Origin of the sequence: Lacimicrobium sp. SS2-24, from assembly GCF_002201535.1 — a bacterium.
GTDB lineage: Bacteria > Pseudomonadota > Gammaproteobacteria > Enterobacterales > Alteromonadaceae > Lacimicrobium.
Genome location: NZ_NIWW01000007.1, coordinates 1 through 15,010 on the forward strand (window position 1 = coordinate 1; position 15,010 = coordinate 15,010).

Below are 15,010 nucleotides of genomic sequence, written 5' to 3' on the forward strand. Positions count from 1 at the left end.
TATTCCTGAAGAAGGGCTATCCGAAAGGATGGCCCTTTTTTTATGCCTGCAAAACGGTCGCGTGTTTATTCTCTGTTAGATTATCGCATCGGATAGCCCCTCTGCAGGAAAGCACTGACGTGCTAATCCAGACCGGGAACCATACCCATCAACTGTGGACCGTTTCTCGTTTATACGGCTGACAGCCATCTGTCACACATCCCTGTGAGCGCCTCCAGGTCGGCCATCCACGGCCTCCCGTTCAGGCGGGCGCGGCAGTGCCGCTACAGAATCCGCCTTCACCCCCATGTGAGTGATTGAAAGAAGCTCAGGAACCGATGGGGCGAAGATCAAGGCATAGAACTAGTTAGCAGAGCGTAATACCTCCCTGTAGCCCGGTGCCGGCCGAATCATTCATGATTCGTCATTCTTGGCGTGCCACCGCCACCCCTCGCTCGCTGCGCTCACCGTTATTCACCCATCCACGGCCTTACGTAAACCATTCACTCAGCTCCACGTCTTCGCTCTCTCCATGTGAGGATCTGTTGGTGAGTGATTAGCTTGTCGATACGCACAAGGGCTGTCTATGACGGCACGGTTCTGTTTAGTGAAAGTCGCGGGATTTAATCCGTAAGTCTTCCAGGCAGTCGCTGAGATCTTCGAGCTTGCCGGCAACAACGTGGATGACATTACCGTCGCCTCGCTCTAGTAGCCCGGTGACCTTGAGAATTGACGCTTTGAGATAGGCTTGCTTTTGTGCCCGCGCAGTCGCGCGCCAGACGATGACATTAATATTACCGGTATCATCCTCAAGGGTGATAAAGGTCACGCCTGATGCGGTTCCGGGACTTTGTCTGCCCTGAACGACACCGGCAACACGCACCAGCGTGTTATGAGGTACGTTCGTCAGATCGGCAGCGCGAATGACGTTGTCCATTGCCTTTTTAGCTCGTATAAGCGCAATAGGATGGCTCGTCAGAGACATTCCCGTTGATGCATAATCTTCAAGTAAATCATCAACATGACTGGACTTAATCGGCCACTGGAAGGCTGATTCGTTGACCTGAGAAAATAACGGTAAGCTATGCATGCTGTCCATTAGCATCCAGCGGCTTTGATAGCGATTTGCTGTATTTTGGGGATCCAGTATTCTGAGCGCATCTGCACTGGCAAGCGCCTGTAGATCCGACTCTTTTTTTACTACCCGACGCAGTGCTGAAAGGCTGGGGTATCCCTGTGTGGGGCGCTGTTCTACCAGACGCTCAGCATTCATCCGACTTAGCGATTTAACCTGCCGTAACCCCACTCTTATGGCGAGCTGTTTTTTATGTTTTTGCAAGCAGTAGTCATATTCGGAGTGATTGATGCAAACAGGCAGAATAGTAATGGCATGTCGTTTAGCATCCTGTATTAGCTGTGATGGAGAATAAAAGCCCATTGGCCAGCTATTCAGTAATGCAGTATAAAATGCAGCGGGATAGTAATGTTTCAGCCAGGCTGAAACGTAAGCTAAAACCGCAAAGGATGCAGAGTGAGACTCAGGAAAACCATATTCTCCAAAGCCGCATATCTGCTGGTATAGCCGTTCTGCAAACTCCCGTTTATAACCTCTGTCTAACATACCGCGCACTAATTTCTGTTCGAAGGCTTTGAGTTCCCCGTTTTTTTTCCAGCTGCCCATCGCGCGACGCAACTGGTCTGCTTCGCCACCACTGAAGCCGGCAGCCACCATTGCCAGTTTGATGACCTGTTCCTGAAAGATGGGTACACCAAGGGTGCGTTCCAGTACCTGTCTGACATCATCAGAAGGATAGTCTACGGGCTCTTTACCGCTGCGACGTCTTAGGTAGGGGTGAACCATATCGCCCTGGATGGGGCCAGGTCTGACAATGGCAATTTCTATTACCAGATCATAGTAACAAGTGGGTTTGAGTCGGGGCAGCATGCTCATTTGTGCACGTGACTCGATCTGAAAGACACCAATGGTGTCGGCCTGCTGAATCATTTTGTAGACCTTTTCATCATCCCCCAGGTTACTGATTGAAGCGATGCTCAGATCCCTTTGCTCGTGTTGTTTTATCAGTGCCAGACATTTACGGATGGCGGTGAGCATGCCCAGTGCAAGCACGTCCACTTTAATCAGCTTCATGCTTTCCAGGTCGTCTTTGTCCCATTGAATGATGGTGCGATCGGGCATTGCCGCGTTTTCTATAGGAACCAGGTCATACAGAGGACCTGCTGAAATCACAAACCCACCAACATGCTGGGATAAGTGACGGGGGAACCCTTGTAGTGCTTCGGTGAGCTGTATAAGCTGCGTTGCTAACAGGGCATCGGCATCCAGTCCCAGCTCAGTGATCTGGCACTGCCAGTTCAATCCTTTGTCGCGTCGGTTCGTATTTTTGATGAAGAAATCAAGTTGGTGCTCATCAATACCCAGTGCTTTGCCGACATCGCGCAGAGCGCTTTTTAGTCTGTAAGTAATTACTGTTGCCGCAATGCCTGTTCTTTCTCTTCCATATTTGGCATAGATATATTGAATCACTTCTTCTCGTCGCTCGTGTTCAAAGTCGACGTCTATGTCCGGCGGCTCGTCACGTTCTTTAGATATGAAACGTTCAAACAAGACTTCGCTCTTGCTGGGATCAACGGCGGTTATGTCCAGGCAATAACATACGGCTGAATTCGCGGCCGAGCCGCGTCCCTGATAGAGAATATGCTGTGTTTGCGCAAACTCGACAATATCCCGGATTGTGAGGAAGAAATACTCGTACTGCTTAAGCGAAATTAAGGCCAGCTCTTTTTCCAACAGCTCTCTGACTTTCTCTGGTATACCTTGCGGGTAGCGGTGGCTGGCTCCCTGATAGACGAGTTCTCTGAGATATTGTGTGGCAGATCGATCTTTAGGCACTAACTCGGCAGGATACTGGTAATGCAGTTCTTCCAGACTGAATGTGCAACGCCTTGCGATAAGAAGGCTTTGCTCAATCCACTCGTGGGGATAGAGCTTTTTAAGTTTATGCAATGGTCGCAAACTGGCTTCTGTATTCGATAAGGCCTGATGTCCTAGTTCCGAAACCGGTATTTTCAGACGAATGGCAGTGAGACAGTGTTGCAGTGCCAGGCGCTCCCCGTGGTGCATCACTACCCCGCTGCAGCAGGTGATCGGAAGCCCGAGAGTGAGGCTGAGTTGCTGACAATAATCAAGGTAGTCCTGCTCATCGGCCTGTAGCAAACGCCGACAGCCTATCCAGAGTCGTTCTTTAAACTGTTTCAGTAGCCACGCTCCCCAGCGGGCGTCCGTACTCTTCTGCTCACAGGGTAGCCAGATGACGAAACAGTGTTTCAGTGTTTTAAGATCCCATTCATGTAACTCGTACTGGCCTTTCTTACTTCGTCGCCTGGCGTTGGTAATAACCCGACACAGCTCAGAGTAAGCTGCCTGATTGGGACACAGGAGAATCACTTCTAAGTCCTGACCAAGACGCATCAGACTGCCGACAATAAGTTTTAGGGACAACTGGAGCTGCTTGATTTCAGTATATGCTCTGACGATACCAGCAAGGGAACACTCATCAGTAATAGCCAGTGCTTCGTAGCCAAGAAAGTCGGCCTGCCTGACCAGTTCCTGGGGATGAGACGCGCCGCACAGGAAAGAGAAGTTACTCTGACAAAATAACTCCGCATATGCCATCAGCTGAATATTCCCTGTATAAACCAGTGGGACTCGGGTGTACGGAATACCCATAACCACTGCCCTTGTATGGAGCGGGCAATAAAATAGTCTCGTTGGACTGGATGACCATCCCACCATCCGGTCTGAATACGCTCGGGTCCGTGACGTAAACTGACTTTTTCATGCAGTGTCACAGGAGGATCACACAACTGCAAGGGACGCATAGTCGCTACGCGTGTGCCTGATGGGGGGAGGTCATTACGATGCGCGGGGCAGTACTGGCTACTCTTTTCCGGCCGGAAGTCGTCGACCAGTGTGATACCGCTGAGGGCATCTTTACCCAGTCGTGCCTGTAATACAGACATGAGTTGCAACGGGGTTTGTTTGCCCTGTCGCCCTAAAAACAGATCTTCAGTTTGCCGTTGCTTATCTTCAAGGCTTGTAACCTTAAGTATCACTGCATGAATGGCCTCAGATAACTGGATAGTCTCAAATTTAAGGGCAATCAGTGCTTGCCAGTGACTTGCCTGATATTCGGCCTGAGCGGATTCCACCTGTATTTCGAGGATGGCCTTGTTTTGTTGAACCAGCTCTAGCTGTAGTCTTGAGGTGAGCTTTTCCCTTAAGCGAAGAAACTCTTCCAGTCTTGTCAGTAGCGTGTTCAGCGGCGGCAGTAAGCGCTGTGTGTTTTCTATGCCATACAGCAATGTCAGCGTTTGTCTGAAAACTGCAGGAGGGTAGTAGAAACGTTGAGGATGGCTGAAACGGCCTGTCAGGCGACCAATATAAAGTGTCAGCTCATGATCAAAGCGCCGCGTTAATTGCTCTCCTGGAATGCTCAGGAGTTCACTGAGATACCTGACACCGGTGCGCTTGAGCTGTGATTGCTGCTTAGCAGACAAATCAGTAACCGATAAAGGACAGCGTTGCAGTGCGTTGAGCAATACCTCGGCGTCATCAGTGACTAGCGTATAACCCTGTCTGGCCAGGACTTTTGCCGCCAGAGGAGTATGGCCACAGGCATAGGTATAATTGAGTGCGATGGGTGCGAGGCGTTGTTGTAGCGCTTGCCAGTAAGAACGTAGCCCGTTATATAAAGAAAGCATCGGGTGCGCCCGCAGTAATAATCCATTGGGTGAACAAAGGGCAATATCAGAGGTACAGCCATATAACCAGGCTGCGAGTTCATAAAGTTTCTCGTCTTCTGTATGTGGTTGATGCTCTGCTACCTGAAGTGCGTGATCCAGTGATGCTGCTGTACCTAACCCCATACCCGGCCGAATACCTCTTTCGCGGGCTACCTCATTGAGCTGAATAACCCGGTTATTGGTTTTGTCCACCACGACCAGAGGGTGTTGCTGGTCAGCGTAAAGACTATCCAGTTGCAAAGAGGGGAAATGCAGATATAACCATAATTCGGATGCCATAACGGGGGCTCTCAGCTGGCTCTGGAGCCGGGAAAAATGATCAGATTTTGCGAACTGGCAACAGGATCAGTAAGGGTAAGTTTGGGCCAGTGTTGTCTCATATCAATAATAAACGGGGCAGGAGGCCAACTGCCGCGACATTTGCGTACGGTAATCTGTAAGCCCTCAGGGTGTGGTTGTAAATCCATGCTGAGTGAAATTGGCAGGGCTGGGTTGAGTGAGTGCTGATCATGCAACCAAAACAGCTGGGCTTGCCCTCTTCCGGCAGCCTGTTGCAGGCGCTGTAGCTGTGCGACGTTGAGCCGGGAATGCCATAAAAGTACAGAGTGACAAGCGCCGCTTCCAAGGCATTGTTCTGCTGCCCAAAGGGCATGCTTGGCCGTTTTAGGATGAAGAATAAGTACCCGGCTGAGGGCAACACCAGCATGATGTAATGCTTCTGCATTGGGTTTGTGGGGCGGTCCGATCCAGACCAGGAGTCTGTTATTATCTTCTGCATTGGCACGTAATTTGGGTAACAGTAAGCGTAGTTCACCGATCCCTGCCGGGCTGCCTATTTCCACGGCCGGGTGATCAGTGAGACCGCCTGGTATATGCGTTGCCAGATAGTCCTCGGGCGCGGTCGGTGTCGAGGGACGCTGTGGCATTCGGGTCGCACCCTGCCAAACCAGCCCGTTGTTTTTTAGTTGATGCAGTATGGTATTCATTATGGATAAAATAACTGTATATAAATACAGTATATTGGATTCTCACGAAGCTGCAAGATCAGGAGTAAAAGATGGCTTATTGGTTATTTAAGACAGAGCCGCAGACCTTCAGTATTGAGGATTTAGCTTCCCGAACGGAACAGACTGAACCCTGGGATGGCATTCGCAATTATCAGGCAAGAAATTTGTTACGGGATCAGGTCAGGCTCGGAGATTTGGTCTTTATCTACCATTCCAGTTGCCCGGAACCGGGTATTGTCGGGATCGCCAAAGTCGTGCGTGAGGCCTATCCCGACGCGACACAATTTAATCCACAGAGTCGTTATTTTGATCCTAAGAGTGAACCTCAACAGCCCCGATGGGTTCAGGTTGATGTAAAGCTGACAGAAATGTTTGCCCAGACGGTGTCATTAAAGCGCATCAAGGCAGAGACGCGATTGCAAGACATGATCCTGGTAAAAAAAGGCAGTCGGTTATCGATTCAACCGGTCACCGATGCGCAGTGGCAGATACTGCTGAGTATGGCGAAACGCAAATAACGCGCTATAACGTCTGTAGGCATCATCATAAAGAGATTAAGCCAGCTCTGCGTGAGCGTCCTTGTTTGCCTGTTTGTGGCTTATTGTCTGGGGTACGTCCAGCTGGCCAGTCATGCTAATCAGACTGCATGCACGGATAAAACCGCTGGGCTGATTCTTGCTCCATGCCATACGCACCGGGTTAGGCTGTTCAGCGATAAACTTCCTCAACTCTTCCATGTCGATACCGCTGCTATTGGTAAGTTTTTTCATGGCTTCCTGAACAGTGAGACCTTTTTCAAAGCACATCAGCACGATATTGCTGGTGTTGTTGAGGATGAATAACGCCAGCTCATAATCACGTTGTGATATGAGCCGGTGTTGATGGGTTTTGTTTAAGCCCTTGATCAGGTTGTTTTGCAGTTCAGCGCTGAGATACCCCATATTCTGGAGCAAATACCGACGTTGTTTGTCCGCGCTCTTTTGCCAAAGCTTTTGCTGATTAAGTTCCTGTTGCAACATCTGGGTACGGATGACCAGATAAATTACGATAACAACCAACAGGCCACATAGACCAAAAAGCAGCATAGTACACCTCCGACAAACCTTGTCTTAGTGTACCTTAACTATGCCATTTCTTTCAGCAAAATGGCCAACCAAAGTGGCTGCTTTTATCGTTGCTTTTGCTCAATATATTGCCTGACATGACTTTCCAGCACATCCAGCGGGATTGAGCCATTTTCTAACAACATGTCATGAAACTCGCGCAGATCGAATTGTGCACCAAGTTGCTGTTCTGCTTCATGGCGCAGACGTTTAATGGTGATTTCGCCGAGTTTGTAAGACAGTGCCTGACCTGGCCAGGAGATATAACGGTCCACTTCGGTGGTGACATTGTGAGCGGATAAGGCGGTATTCTCGAGCATGTAGTCGATAGCCTGCTGACGGCTCCAGCCTTGCATGTGCATACCGGTATCCACCACCAGTCGACACGCCCGCCACATCTCGTAACTCAGGCGGCCAAATTCGTCATAAGGGGTTTCGTAAAAGCCAATCTCCTTGCCCAGATACTCCGAATACAGCCCCCAGCCCTCGCCAAAGGCCGAAATATAGGTGTAACGGCGCACAGGGGGCAGGTGATCCATTTCACGGGCCAGTGCATTTTGCAGGTGATGACCAGGGACCGCTTCATGAAGGGTTAGTGCCGGCAGCGAATACAGCGGCCGTTTATCCAGTGCATAGGTATTTACCCAATAGTAACCCGGCTGATCGTCCCGGGTCGGACCGATATAACGTCCGGTGGTATATTTCGGGGCAATACTATCGGGAACGGGGGCTACCCCATAGGGTGTACGCGGCAACTTATAAAATAATTTTGGCAGCAACGCATCGATTTTTTTAGACAGGTAGGTGGCTTCTTTAATCAGCTCTTCGGCAGATGAAGCGTAAAACTGCGGATCGGTTCGCAAGAAGTGCACAAATTCGGCATGGCTGCCTTTAAAACCCACGTCTTCAATGACCTGTTGCATGTCCTCTCGGATCCGCTGCACTTCTTTTAATCCCAGCTGATGAATTTCATCAGCACTCATGTTCAGCGTGGTGTAATAGCGGGCACGATTCTCGTAATAGTCCGCGCCATCTGGCCAGGATTTAGCGGCGATATCGTCTTTAGCTCCGGGAATATAGTCATTCACCAGAAAGTTGTAAAAGCTTTCGTAGGCCGGCATGACGGTTTGTTTGATAACGGCTTTTGCCTGCTGTTGTAACGCGGTTCGCTGGGCTTCGCTAATGGACGCAGGCATGTTCATAAACGGGCTGTAAAACTGGCTGTCGGTAGCATCATCATGAATAAAAGCCAGCGCTGTCTTTTCAAAGTCTTTGAGGACCACTTTGGGTTGGGTCAGACCTGTTTCCAGACCTTTGCGCATCCAATGTATCTGATTGTCAAAGTAGGTTTTGAACGCACCCAGCCGGGCGAGGTAATTTTTATAGTCCTCAGCGGTATTAAACTTACTGGTGCGAGGTAAAAAAGCCAGCCCACTGTGAAAACCATACTCAGAGGTAATCGGCATATAATGAGCGCGGTAGTTATAGGCATCGACAATTTCCTGAAGGCGCCGCTGCTGCATGGTCAGATTAATCTGATCCTGCTTACTCAGGGCCGGCGATGCCAGCTCATTCAAGGCCTCAAGATAGGCTTTGGCCTGTTCATACTGAGCTTGAAGACCTTGCGGTGAAACATCAGCAAGCAGGTGATCATAGTCATGTACACCCCGCGATGTCGCGGTTGTTGGACTGATGCGCAGTTCAAATTGCCAAATTTCATCAAGCAGACTGTCCAGCTGCTCGGCAGCATAAGCCGGGGTAGCAAGAATCAGTATCCATACTGCCAGAAGTATTCTTATCATGGTCTGTCACCTGTAATCTGATGTTGCTTGCCAGCATAAGGCAAACTGATTACGAAGTGTATCACTGACAGTGGGTTTGTGAGTCCAGTGGTATGCAGACAGCGACAGATTGTCGCTGTCGTTGGTAGATTATTTTTTCGGTGTGTAAACAGGTTTGGGAAAGCGCGTGACTTTTTCTGACAACTCAGACACTTTAGCGGTACCGTGCTTTTTGACTTCATCAATACGCAGTACATTGTGCATCGGAATGTAGGTTCGGGTAACAGATTCAAACTCGGATTTGAGTTTTTCCTGACTCGGATCGACTACCACCGAGCTATGGCTGTCCCACACAAAATCACCAATTTCAACAAAGCCAAACATTGCCCCCTGGCTTACCTCCCGGACATACACCTCGTAGTGTTCCGCATTACTGATAAACTGGACTCGGTATAAAGGTTTGCTCGTGCTCATAGAAATGGCTGTTCCAACGTAGGACAAAGAAAATCAACGGGCAGGAATTCTAACCCCACAACCCGCTTTCGCCAAGCATGACTATCTCGCCAGCGGTCCCAGAAGCGCCTGAGTGGCCAGACTTAACTCATCGGTCTGACCGGCCAGAATGCCGTTAATCGCGAACCCTTGCACATAACAGGTGAGTTGCAGGGCTGTTGACTCTATTTGTATGTCGGCGCGAATTTGCTGATGGCGTATGGCGCGCTCCAGACAGCCGATAAAGCTGATTTGCAAGTTATCCAGATAGTGTCGGCCAACTTCCCGTATTTTGCTGTCATCCACGCCCAGTTCGGCAATACAGTTAATCAACAGACAACCGCGTCCCCGTACCAGGCGAACGTAGTCTTCAAAGAAGGCTTGTATGGATGACAACCCCTGATTCTCGGTCAGGTGGGAGATGATTGGCGCCAGTTTTTGCTGCTGATAATGCTCCAGCACCTGATATAAAAACTGTTGTTTACTGCCGAACTCCATGTAGAAGGCGCGCCGGTTAAAGTCGGTGCGGGCAATGATCTCATCCATGATGGCACCATGGAAGCCATGCTCAAGCAGCACGTCTACGGCTTGATCCAGTACCTGATTGACATCATAAAGGGCTTTTCTTGGCATACCAGCGACCCGAGAACAGTTATTCTCAACAAGCCTAGTGAATCCTGCCCCGAAGTCAATACAAAGTATCTGTACAGGGGGACCTAACTGAAAAAGCTGTTACGAATGAACTGCCACTGCTCCGCAAAACCCTCAGTGGGGCGTCGTTGGAACTCACTGCGGATAAACTGATTGATTCTGCCATCGGCAAAACAGATTAACAGGTTGGCCACCTGGCTTTCATCAATGGCCATTGTTTTGCCCTCACGCAATTTACGCTCTCTGAGCACCTGCTTTAACTGCGTCTCAAGGCGTTCGAATAACTGTGCAATGCGGGTGCGCAATCTGTCCTGCTCCCCCATCAGTGCATCGCCATTAAGAATCCGAGTGATCCCCGGATTACGCTCAGCAAAACCCAGGAAAAGGTGCAAGATATGCTGACACCGCACGGTGGCATCTTTTTCCTCTTCCAGGATCTTGTTGATACGGGAAAATAAGGCCTCCTCAATGAATTCGATCAGGCCTTCAAACATTCTCGCTTTACTGGGGAAGTGGCGGTATAGGGCCGCTTCTGACACACCCACCTCAGCGGCCAGTTTGGCCGTGGTGATACGTTGCCCGGGGCTGGTTTCCAGCATGCTGGCAAGGGACTGAAGGATTTGTGCGCGACGGTTTGTTCTTTTTGTGGCAGCCATAATGCTTTTCCGTTAGTTACGACCAGAAGAGCCAAAACCACCCTGACCCCTTTCGCTGGAATCAAAGTCATCGACTATGCTGAAATTGGCCTGGATGACAGGCAGTATCACTAATTGGGCGATACGGTCACCGGGTTGAATCACAAATTCCGATTCACTGCGATTCCACATCGACACCATTAATTGCCCCTGATAATCGGAATCAATTAATCCCACCAGATTCCCCAACACAATTCCATGTTTGTGTCCCAGCCCTGAGCGGGGGAGGATGGTGGCACAGATGCCGGGATCGCCGATATGGATTGCAATGCCCGTTTCAATTAATTCAGTTTGCCCGGGCTTCAGAGTCAATGGGGCATCGATGCAGGCGCGTAGATCCATTCCGGCCGATCCGGGTGTGGCGTAATCAGGTAAGGGAAACGACTCGCCAATGCGAGGGTCGAGAATTTTGATATCTATCTTGTGCATATTATTTTTCTTTATTTTCTTTATATTTAACTGCAACCAACTGAACTAGTTGTCTGGCAAGATTAAGTTTATCTGTTACTGGCAGGGACGTCTCGCCCTTTTGCCAAAATACACTCAGTGCGTTGCTATCACTGTTAAAGCCAATGCCTTTTTCTGAAACGTCATTGGCTGCAATCATGTTTAACTTTTTGGCAGCCAGTTTATGTTGTGCATATTGCTTCACTTTTTGCGTCTCGGCAGCGAAGCCCACAGTAAAAGGTGGGGCAGGTAGCGCCGCAACGTTAGCAAGTATATCGGGGTTTTTAATTAAAGTAAGGGTTAACTTATCCGTCTCTGTCTTTTTGATCTTATGGGCTTCAGAGGCTACAGGACGGTAATCTGAGACAGCTGCACAACCAATAAAGATATCCACCTTGCTAATATCCTGCATGACCGCATCCAGCATCTGCTCTGCACTGTATACGGAGCGCAATTCGCATGTGTCGGGGGCATTCAGTGATACAGGGCCGCTGACCAGTATCACTTGTGCGCCAGCCTCTGCGGCCGCCTGCGCCAGCGCATAGCCCATTTTTCCAGAGCTGTGATTGGTTAAATAGCGAACCGGGTCCAGTGCTTCCTGCGTCGGGCCAGCCGTAATCATAACGCACACGCCACTAAGCGCTTTGACATCTGACTGCAAAACCAGCGCATCTGCCAGTTCCTGGGGTTCAGGCATGCGTCCGGGGCCGACCTCTCCGCAAGCTTGCTCGCCCGCTGCCGGGCCCAGTTGTCTGACACCCCGGGATCTGAGCGTCTGCAGGTTATGTTGCGTGGCGGTGGCATTATACATTTGCTGGTTCATGGCGGGTGCAATCACCAGTTCTGCCTGGCTGGCAAGACAGATAGTGGTGAGCAGATCGTCCGCCAATCCGGCACTTAAGCGGGCAATACTGTTAGCGCTGGCCGGTGCAATAAGAATGATGTCAGCCCATCTGGCCAACTCAATATGACCCATGGCCGCTTCCGCGGCAGGATCTAACAAATCGGTGGAAACCGGATTAGCGGAAACGGCCTGCAGTGCCAAAGGGCTGACAAATTCTTTGGCCGAAGCCGTCAGCACAACTCTTACGTCTGCGCCTTTTGCTTTGAGTTTACGCACCAAATCAGGGGTTTTGTAGGCGGCGATTCCGCCAGTGATGCCCAGCAAAACCTTTTTTCCAGTCAGGGAAGCCATATCGTCAATCAAGCAGGTTAACCATTTTGTCTTAGCCTATCATTAAAGAGTCAGTTAGGCATGCACTACTGGTAAGGGAACAGCCACCGAAATGCGGTGGGATCAGTTTGTCCGATTAAACCCGGACTACAGCAAGGGAGACCACAATGCGTATTCAGGAATGGCCGCAGCAGGAAAGGCCCAGGGAAAAGCTGCTTGAAAAAGGTGCTCAGGCGCTGTCAGATGCGGAACTGTTAGCCATCTTCTTACGTACCGGTGTAGCGGGGACGAATGCCGTCGATCTGGCAAGACAGTTGCTCACTCGCTTTGGTGGCCTGCGGGCCTTACTGTCGGCCAATCAGCAGCAATTTTGCAGTGCAAAGGGCATGGGCCTGGCGAAGTATGCGTTGCTTCAGGCCATGGTGGAAATGTCCCGTCGCTATCTGGCTGAGACGCTACAGCGTGAGCAGGCTTTTGTCAGCGCGGCGGATACCCGCCGTTATCTTATCAGCCGTTTACGCGATGAGCCCCATGAAGTCTTTGCGCTGTTGTTACTGGATTCTCAGCATCGGTTAATCACCTTTAAACCCTTGTTTTATGGCACCATTGATGCTGCATCCGTATACCCTCGCGTGGTTGTAAAAACGGCACTGGATTGGCAGGCTGGCGCAGTAATTCTGGCCCATAATCACCCCTCCGGTGTCGCCGAACCCAGTCTGGCCGATCAACAGATCACCCGTCGGATAGTGGATGCCCTGGCGCTGGTGGACATTCGCGTGTTGGACCATTTTGTGGTTGGTGACGGTGAAGCGGTGTCCTTTGCTGAGCGAGGACTGCTGTAATCGCCGGATTTCGGCGAAATGATCGGGAAAAGAGTTGATTCAATGGCGGCTTTGCTGTATAAAATGCGCCCTCTTGTCACTAGCGTGAACTGGTTTGGGTAGCTTGTAGCCAGCCAGGATTGAATTATAGGTAATTTGGAGACAAACAATGTCCAGAGTATGTCAAGTAACTGGCAAGCGTCCGGCGGTAGGTAATAACCGTTCGCACGCCAAGAACGCCACTCGTCGCCGTTTCCTGCCAAACCTGCAAACGCACCGTTTCTGGGTTGAGAGCGAGAACCGCTTTGTAAAACTGCGCCTGACTGCTAAAGGTATGCGCATTATTGATAAAAGAGGCATCGATGCAGTTTTGACTGATATCCGTGCCCGTGGCGAAAAAATCTAAGGAATAACCCATGCGCGATAAAATCAAGTTGGTTTCAACTGCTGGTACTGGCTATTTCTATACCACAGACAAAAACAAACGTAACATGCCCGGCAAAATGGAGATCAAAAAGTTTGATCCAAAAATCCGCAAGCATGTGATGTTTAAAGAAGCTAAGATCAAGTAAGAGATTTTCAGCGAGCCTGAGCGATCAGAGCTCGTTTCGTTAAGGGCCCCTATGCCTGATGCGAAAAACCTGTCTCCATTAGAGCCCGGCATTGCCGGGCTTTTTTGTTGTGAAGTCTACCTTGGCGAATCGTTTCTTTGATACCATGGCCGTACACCATGGCAATTCCTGAAGGCCTATGATCCGTTTGTCAAAAAGGGGCTGGAACAACGTTCTGATTTTCGCCACCTTGCTGTTAATTTTGTTATTCCATCAAAGCGGCGAGTTCTTTAACCAGTCCACCCCGTCCTCACCGCATCAAACACTGTTACCCGCAGAGGTACCGGTGATGAAAATTGACTTCGGTGCTCATACCATCGAACGCATCGGCGCGGGTTGGCGTATGAGGCCCGGTGCCGGGCTCAGTGAAGCTCAACTGGCTCAGCACGTAGATAACTGGCAGCAACTGGTGGTTGAGCCATTATCCGGCGCCAAGTTAACCGGCACGTCAGTGGTTGTGGTTTGGCTGGCTGGCCAGCCTCAGGGCGTCGTATTTGAGGTGAAGCCCGAAAATCAGACCGTGCTGATTCAGCATCAGGGACGTTTATATGAGGCGGTTAACCATACGCTCAACGATCTGATACCCGAGGAGATTCGCTGATGCCAGAGTTGCCAGAAGTTGAGGTCAGCCGTTTGGGGATCAGCCCGCTGATGATTGGAAAACGCATCAAAGAGATATCCGTGCGCCAACCTCAGTTGCGCTGGCCTGTTCCTGCCGCGGTGCATCAGGCTGAAGGGCATACCATTGTGGACATTCGTCGACGAGCGAAATATCTGTTACTGGACACGCAGGCCGGCAGTGTGATTATGCACCTTGGCATGTCGGGTAAGCTCAGGGTGCTGCCCGTGTCTGAACCCCTGCAAAAGCATGATCATGTATTGATTGTACTGGATAGCCACCATTCACTGCGTTTTAATGACCCCCGTCGATTTGGTGCTGTGCTCTGGCAAGAGCATGGTGAACCGCCTCTGCCGATGCTGGCGAGACTGGGACCTGAACCTTTAACCCCGGCGTTTACCGGGGCCCGGCTTTATGAACATTCCCGGGGGCGTAAACAAGCCATAAAGAGCTTTATTATGGACAATGCCGTGGTCGTAGGTGTAGGTAATATCTATGCTAATGAAGCGCTCTTTCTGGCCGGTATTGATCCGAAAAGGCAGGCGGGACGAGTCAGTAAGTCCCGATATGAACGACTTGCCGATGCCATTAAAAAGGTTCTGAGCAGTGCGATAGAACAAGGGGGCACAACGCTGCGGGATTTTGCGCAAGCCGATGGCAAGCCAGGCTATTTTGCTCAGCAATTGCGAATCTATGGCAGAGCCGGAGAGCCCTGTCAGATCTGCGAAAAACCGGTCAGTACGGTAGTGATTGGCCAGCGCAACAGTTTTTATTGCCGTCATTGCCAGCGATGACAGCTTTTGGTC

16 protein-coding genes are annotated in these 15,010 nt (G+C 50.3%); 6 read left to right on the forward strand and 10 right to left on the reverse strand.

The annotated features are described in order from the left end of the window. Positions 1 to 583 precede the first annotated feature (583 nt). The 3 genes from CCY32_RS12085 to imuA are packed head-to-tail and all read right to left on the reverse strand — an operon-like array spanning position 584 to position 5,789. Positions 584 to 3,673, reverse strand: coding sequence for an error-prone DNA polymerase (locus CCY32_RS12085; protein WP_088331064.1), 3,090 nt, complete (start codon positions 3,671 to 3,673; stop codon positions 584 to 586). After that, the gene (locus tag CCY32_RS12090; protein WP_088331066.1) at positions 3,673 to 5,082 is read right to left on the reverse strand and encodes a DNA polymerase Y family protein; all 1,410 of its coding nucleotides are present in this window, start codon (positions 5,080 to 5,082) and stop codon (positions 3,673 to 3,675) included. The genes CCY32_RS12085 and CCY32_RS12090 overlap by 1 nt, the downstream gene beginning before the upstream one ends. 11 nt (positions 5,083 to 5,093) lie before the next feature. Continuing rightward, positions 5,094 to 5,789 (reverse strand): translesion DNA synthesis-associated protein ImuA, encoded by a 696-nt coding sequence (imuA, locus tag CCY32_RS12095; RefSeq protein WP_141096227.1) that lies wholly within the window; start codon positions 5,787 to 5,789, stop codon positions 5,094 to 5,096. A 71-nt stretch (positions 5,790 to 5,860) separates the two neighbouring features. On the opposite strand from imuA, the gene CCY32_RS12100 reads away from it, so the two are divergent. Next, the gene (locus CCY32_RS12100; protein WP_088331070.1) at positions 5,861 to 6,328 is read left to right on the forward strand and encodes an EVE domain-containing protein; all 468 of its coding nucleotides are present in this window, start codon (positions 5,861 to 5,863) and stop codon (positions 6,326 to 6,328) included. Between the two features lie 36 nt (positions 6,329 to 6,364). Here the strand turns inward: CCY32_RS12100 and CCY32_RS12105 are convergent, their stop codons facing one another. From CCY32_RS12105 to coaBC, 7 genes are all read right to left on the reverse strand, one after another. Beyond that, positions 6,365 to 6,895 carry a hypothetical protein gene (locus CCY32_RS12105; protein ID WP_088331072.1) on the reverse strand — a complete coding sequence of 177 codons (531 nt, stop codon included), beginning with the start codon at positions 6,893 to 6,895 and terminating at the stop codon, positions 6,365 to 6,367. Between the two features lie 83 nt (positions 6,896 to 6,978). After that, positions 6,979 to 8,715, reverse strand: coding sequence for a DUF885 domain-containing protein (locus tag CCY32_RS12110; protein ID WP_088331074.1), 1,737 nt, complete (start codon positions 8,713 to 8,715; stop codon positions 6,979 to 6,981). Positions 8,716 to 8,844: 129 nt separating this feature from the next. Further along, complete coding sequence (locus CCY32_RS12115; protein ID WP_088331076.1) at positions 8,845 to 9,168, reverse strand: DUF1820 family protein; 324 nt, start codon at positions 9,166 to 9,168, stop codon at positions 8,845 to 8,847. 81 nt (positions 9,169 to 9,249) lie between these two features. Beyond that, positions 9,250 to 9,819 (reverse strand): TetR/AcrR family transcriptional regulator, encoded by a 570-nt coding sequence (locus tag CCY32_RS12120; protein WP_088331078.1) that lies wholly within the window; start codon positions 9,817 to 9,819, stop codon positions 9,250 to 9,252. 83 nt (positions 9,820 to 9,902) lie between these two features. After that, positions 9,903 to 10,493: a nucleoid occlusion factor SlmA gene (slmA, locus tag CCY32_RS12125; protein ID WP_088331080.1), complete on the reverse strand. Its 591-nt coding sequence runs from the start codon at positions 10,491 to 10,493 to the stop codon at positions 9,903 to 9,905. Between the two features lie 12 nt (positions 10,494 to 10,505). Next, a complete protein-coding gene (gene dut, locus CCY32_RS12130; RefSeq protein ID WP_088331082.1) occupies positions 10,506 to 10,961 on the reverse strand; it encodes a dUTP diphosphatase in 456 nt (151 codons plus the stop codon). A 1-nt stretch (position 10,962) separates the two neighbouring features. After that, positions 10,963 to 12,174, reverse strand: coding sequence for a bifunctional phosphopantothenoylcysteine decarboxylase/phosphopantothenate--cysteine ligase CoaBC (gene coaBC, locus CCY32_RS12135; RefSeq protein ID WP_088331446.1), 1,212 nt, complete (start codon positions 12,172 to 12,174; stop codon positions 10,963 to 10,965). Positions 12,175 to 12,320: 146 nt separating this feature from the next. On the opposite strand from coaBC, the gene radC reads away from it, so the two are divergent. The 5 genes from radC to mutM all read left to right on the forward strand — a co-directional run bounded on the left by radC (position 12,321) and on the right by mutM (position 14,998). Beyond that, entirely contained in the window at positions 12,321 to 12,995 is a 675-nt protein-coding gene (gene radC / locus CCY32_RS12140; protein WP_088331084.1) for a DNA repair protein RadC, read from the forward strand. Positions 12,996 to 13,143: 148 nt separating this feature from the next. Next, the gene (gene rpmB / locus CCY32_RS12145) at positions 13,144 to 13,380 is read left to right on the forward strand and encodes a 50S ribosomal protein L28 (protein ID WP_062483549.1); all 237 of its coding nucleotides are present in this window, start codon (positions 13,144 to 13,146) and stop codon (positions 13,378 to 13,380) included. A 10-nt stretch (positions 13,381 to 13,390) separates the two neighbouring features. Continuing rightward, positions 13,391 to 13,546, forward strand: a complete 156-nt coding sequence (rpmG, locus tag CCY32_RS12150; protein WP_062483547.1) for a 50S ribosomal protein L33 — start codon at positions 13,391 to 13,393, stop codon at positions 13,544 to 13,546. Positions 13,547 to 13,724: 178 nt separating this feature from the next. Beyond that, positions 13,725 to 14,186 (forward strand): hypothetical protein, encoded by a 462-nt coding sequence (locus tag CCY32_RS12155; RefSeq protein WP_088331086.1) that lies wholly within the window; start codon positions 13,725 to 13,727, stop codon positions 14,184 to 14,186. Continuing rightward, entirely contained in the window at positions 14,186 to 14,998 is an 813-nt protein-coding gene (gene mutM, locus CCY32_RS12160; RefSeq protein WP_088331088.1) for a bifunctional DNA-formamidopyrimidine glycosylase/DNA-(apurinic or apyrimidinic site) lyase, read from the forward strand. Before CCY32_RS12155 ends, mutM begins: the two co-directional genes overlap by 1 nt. Positions 14,999 to 15,010 lie beyond the last annotated feature (12 nt).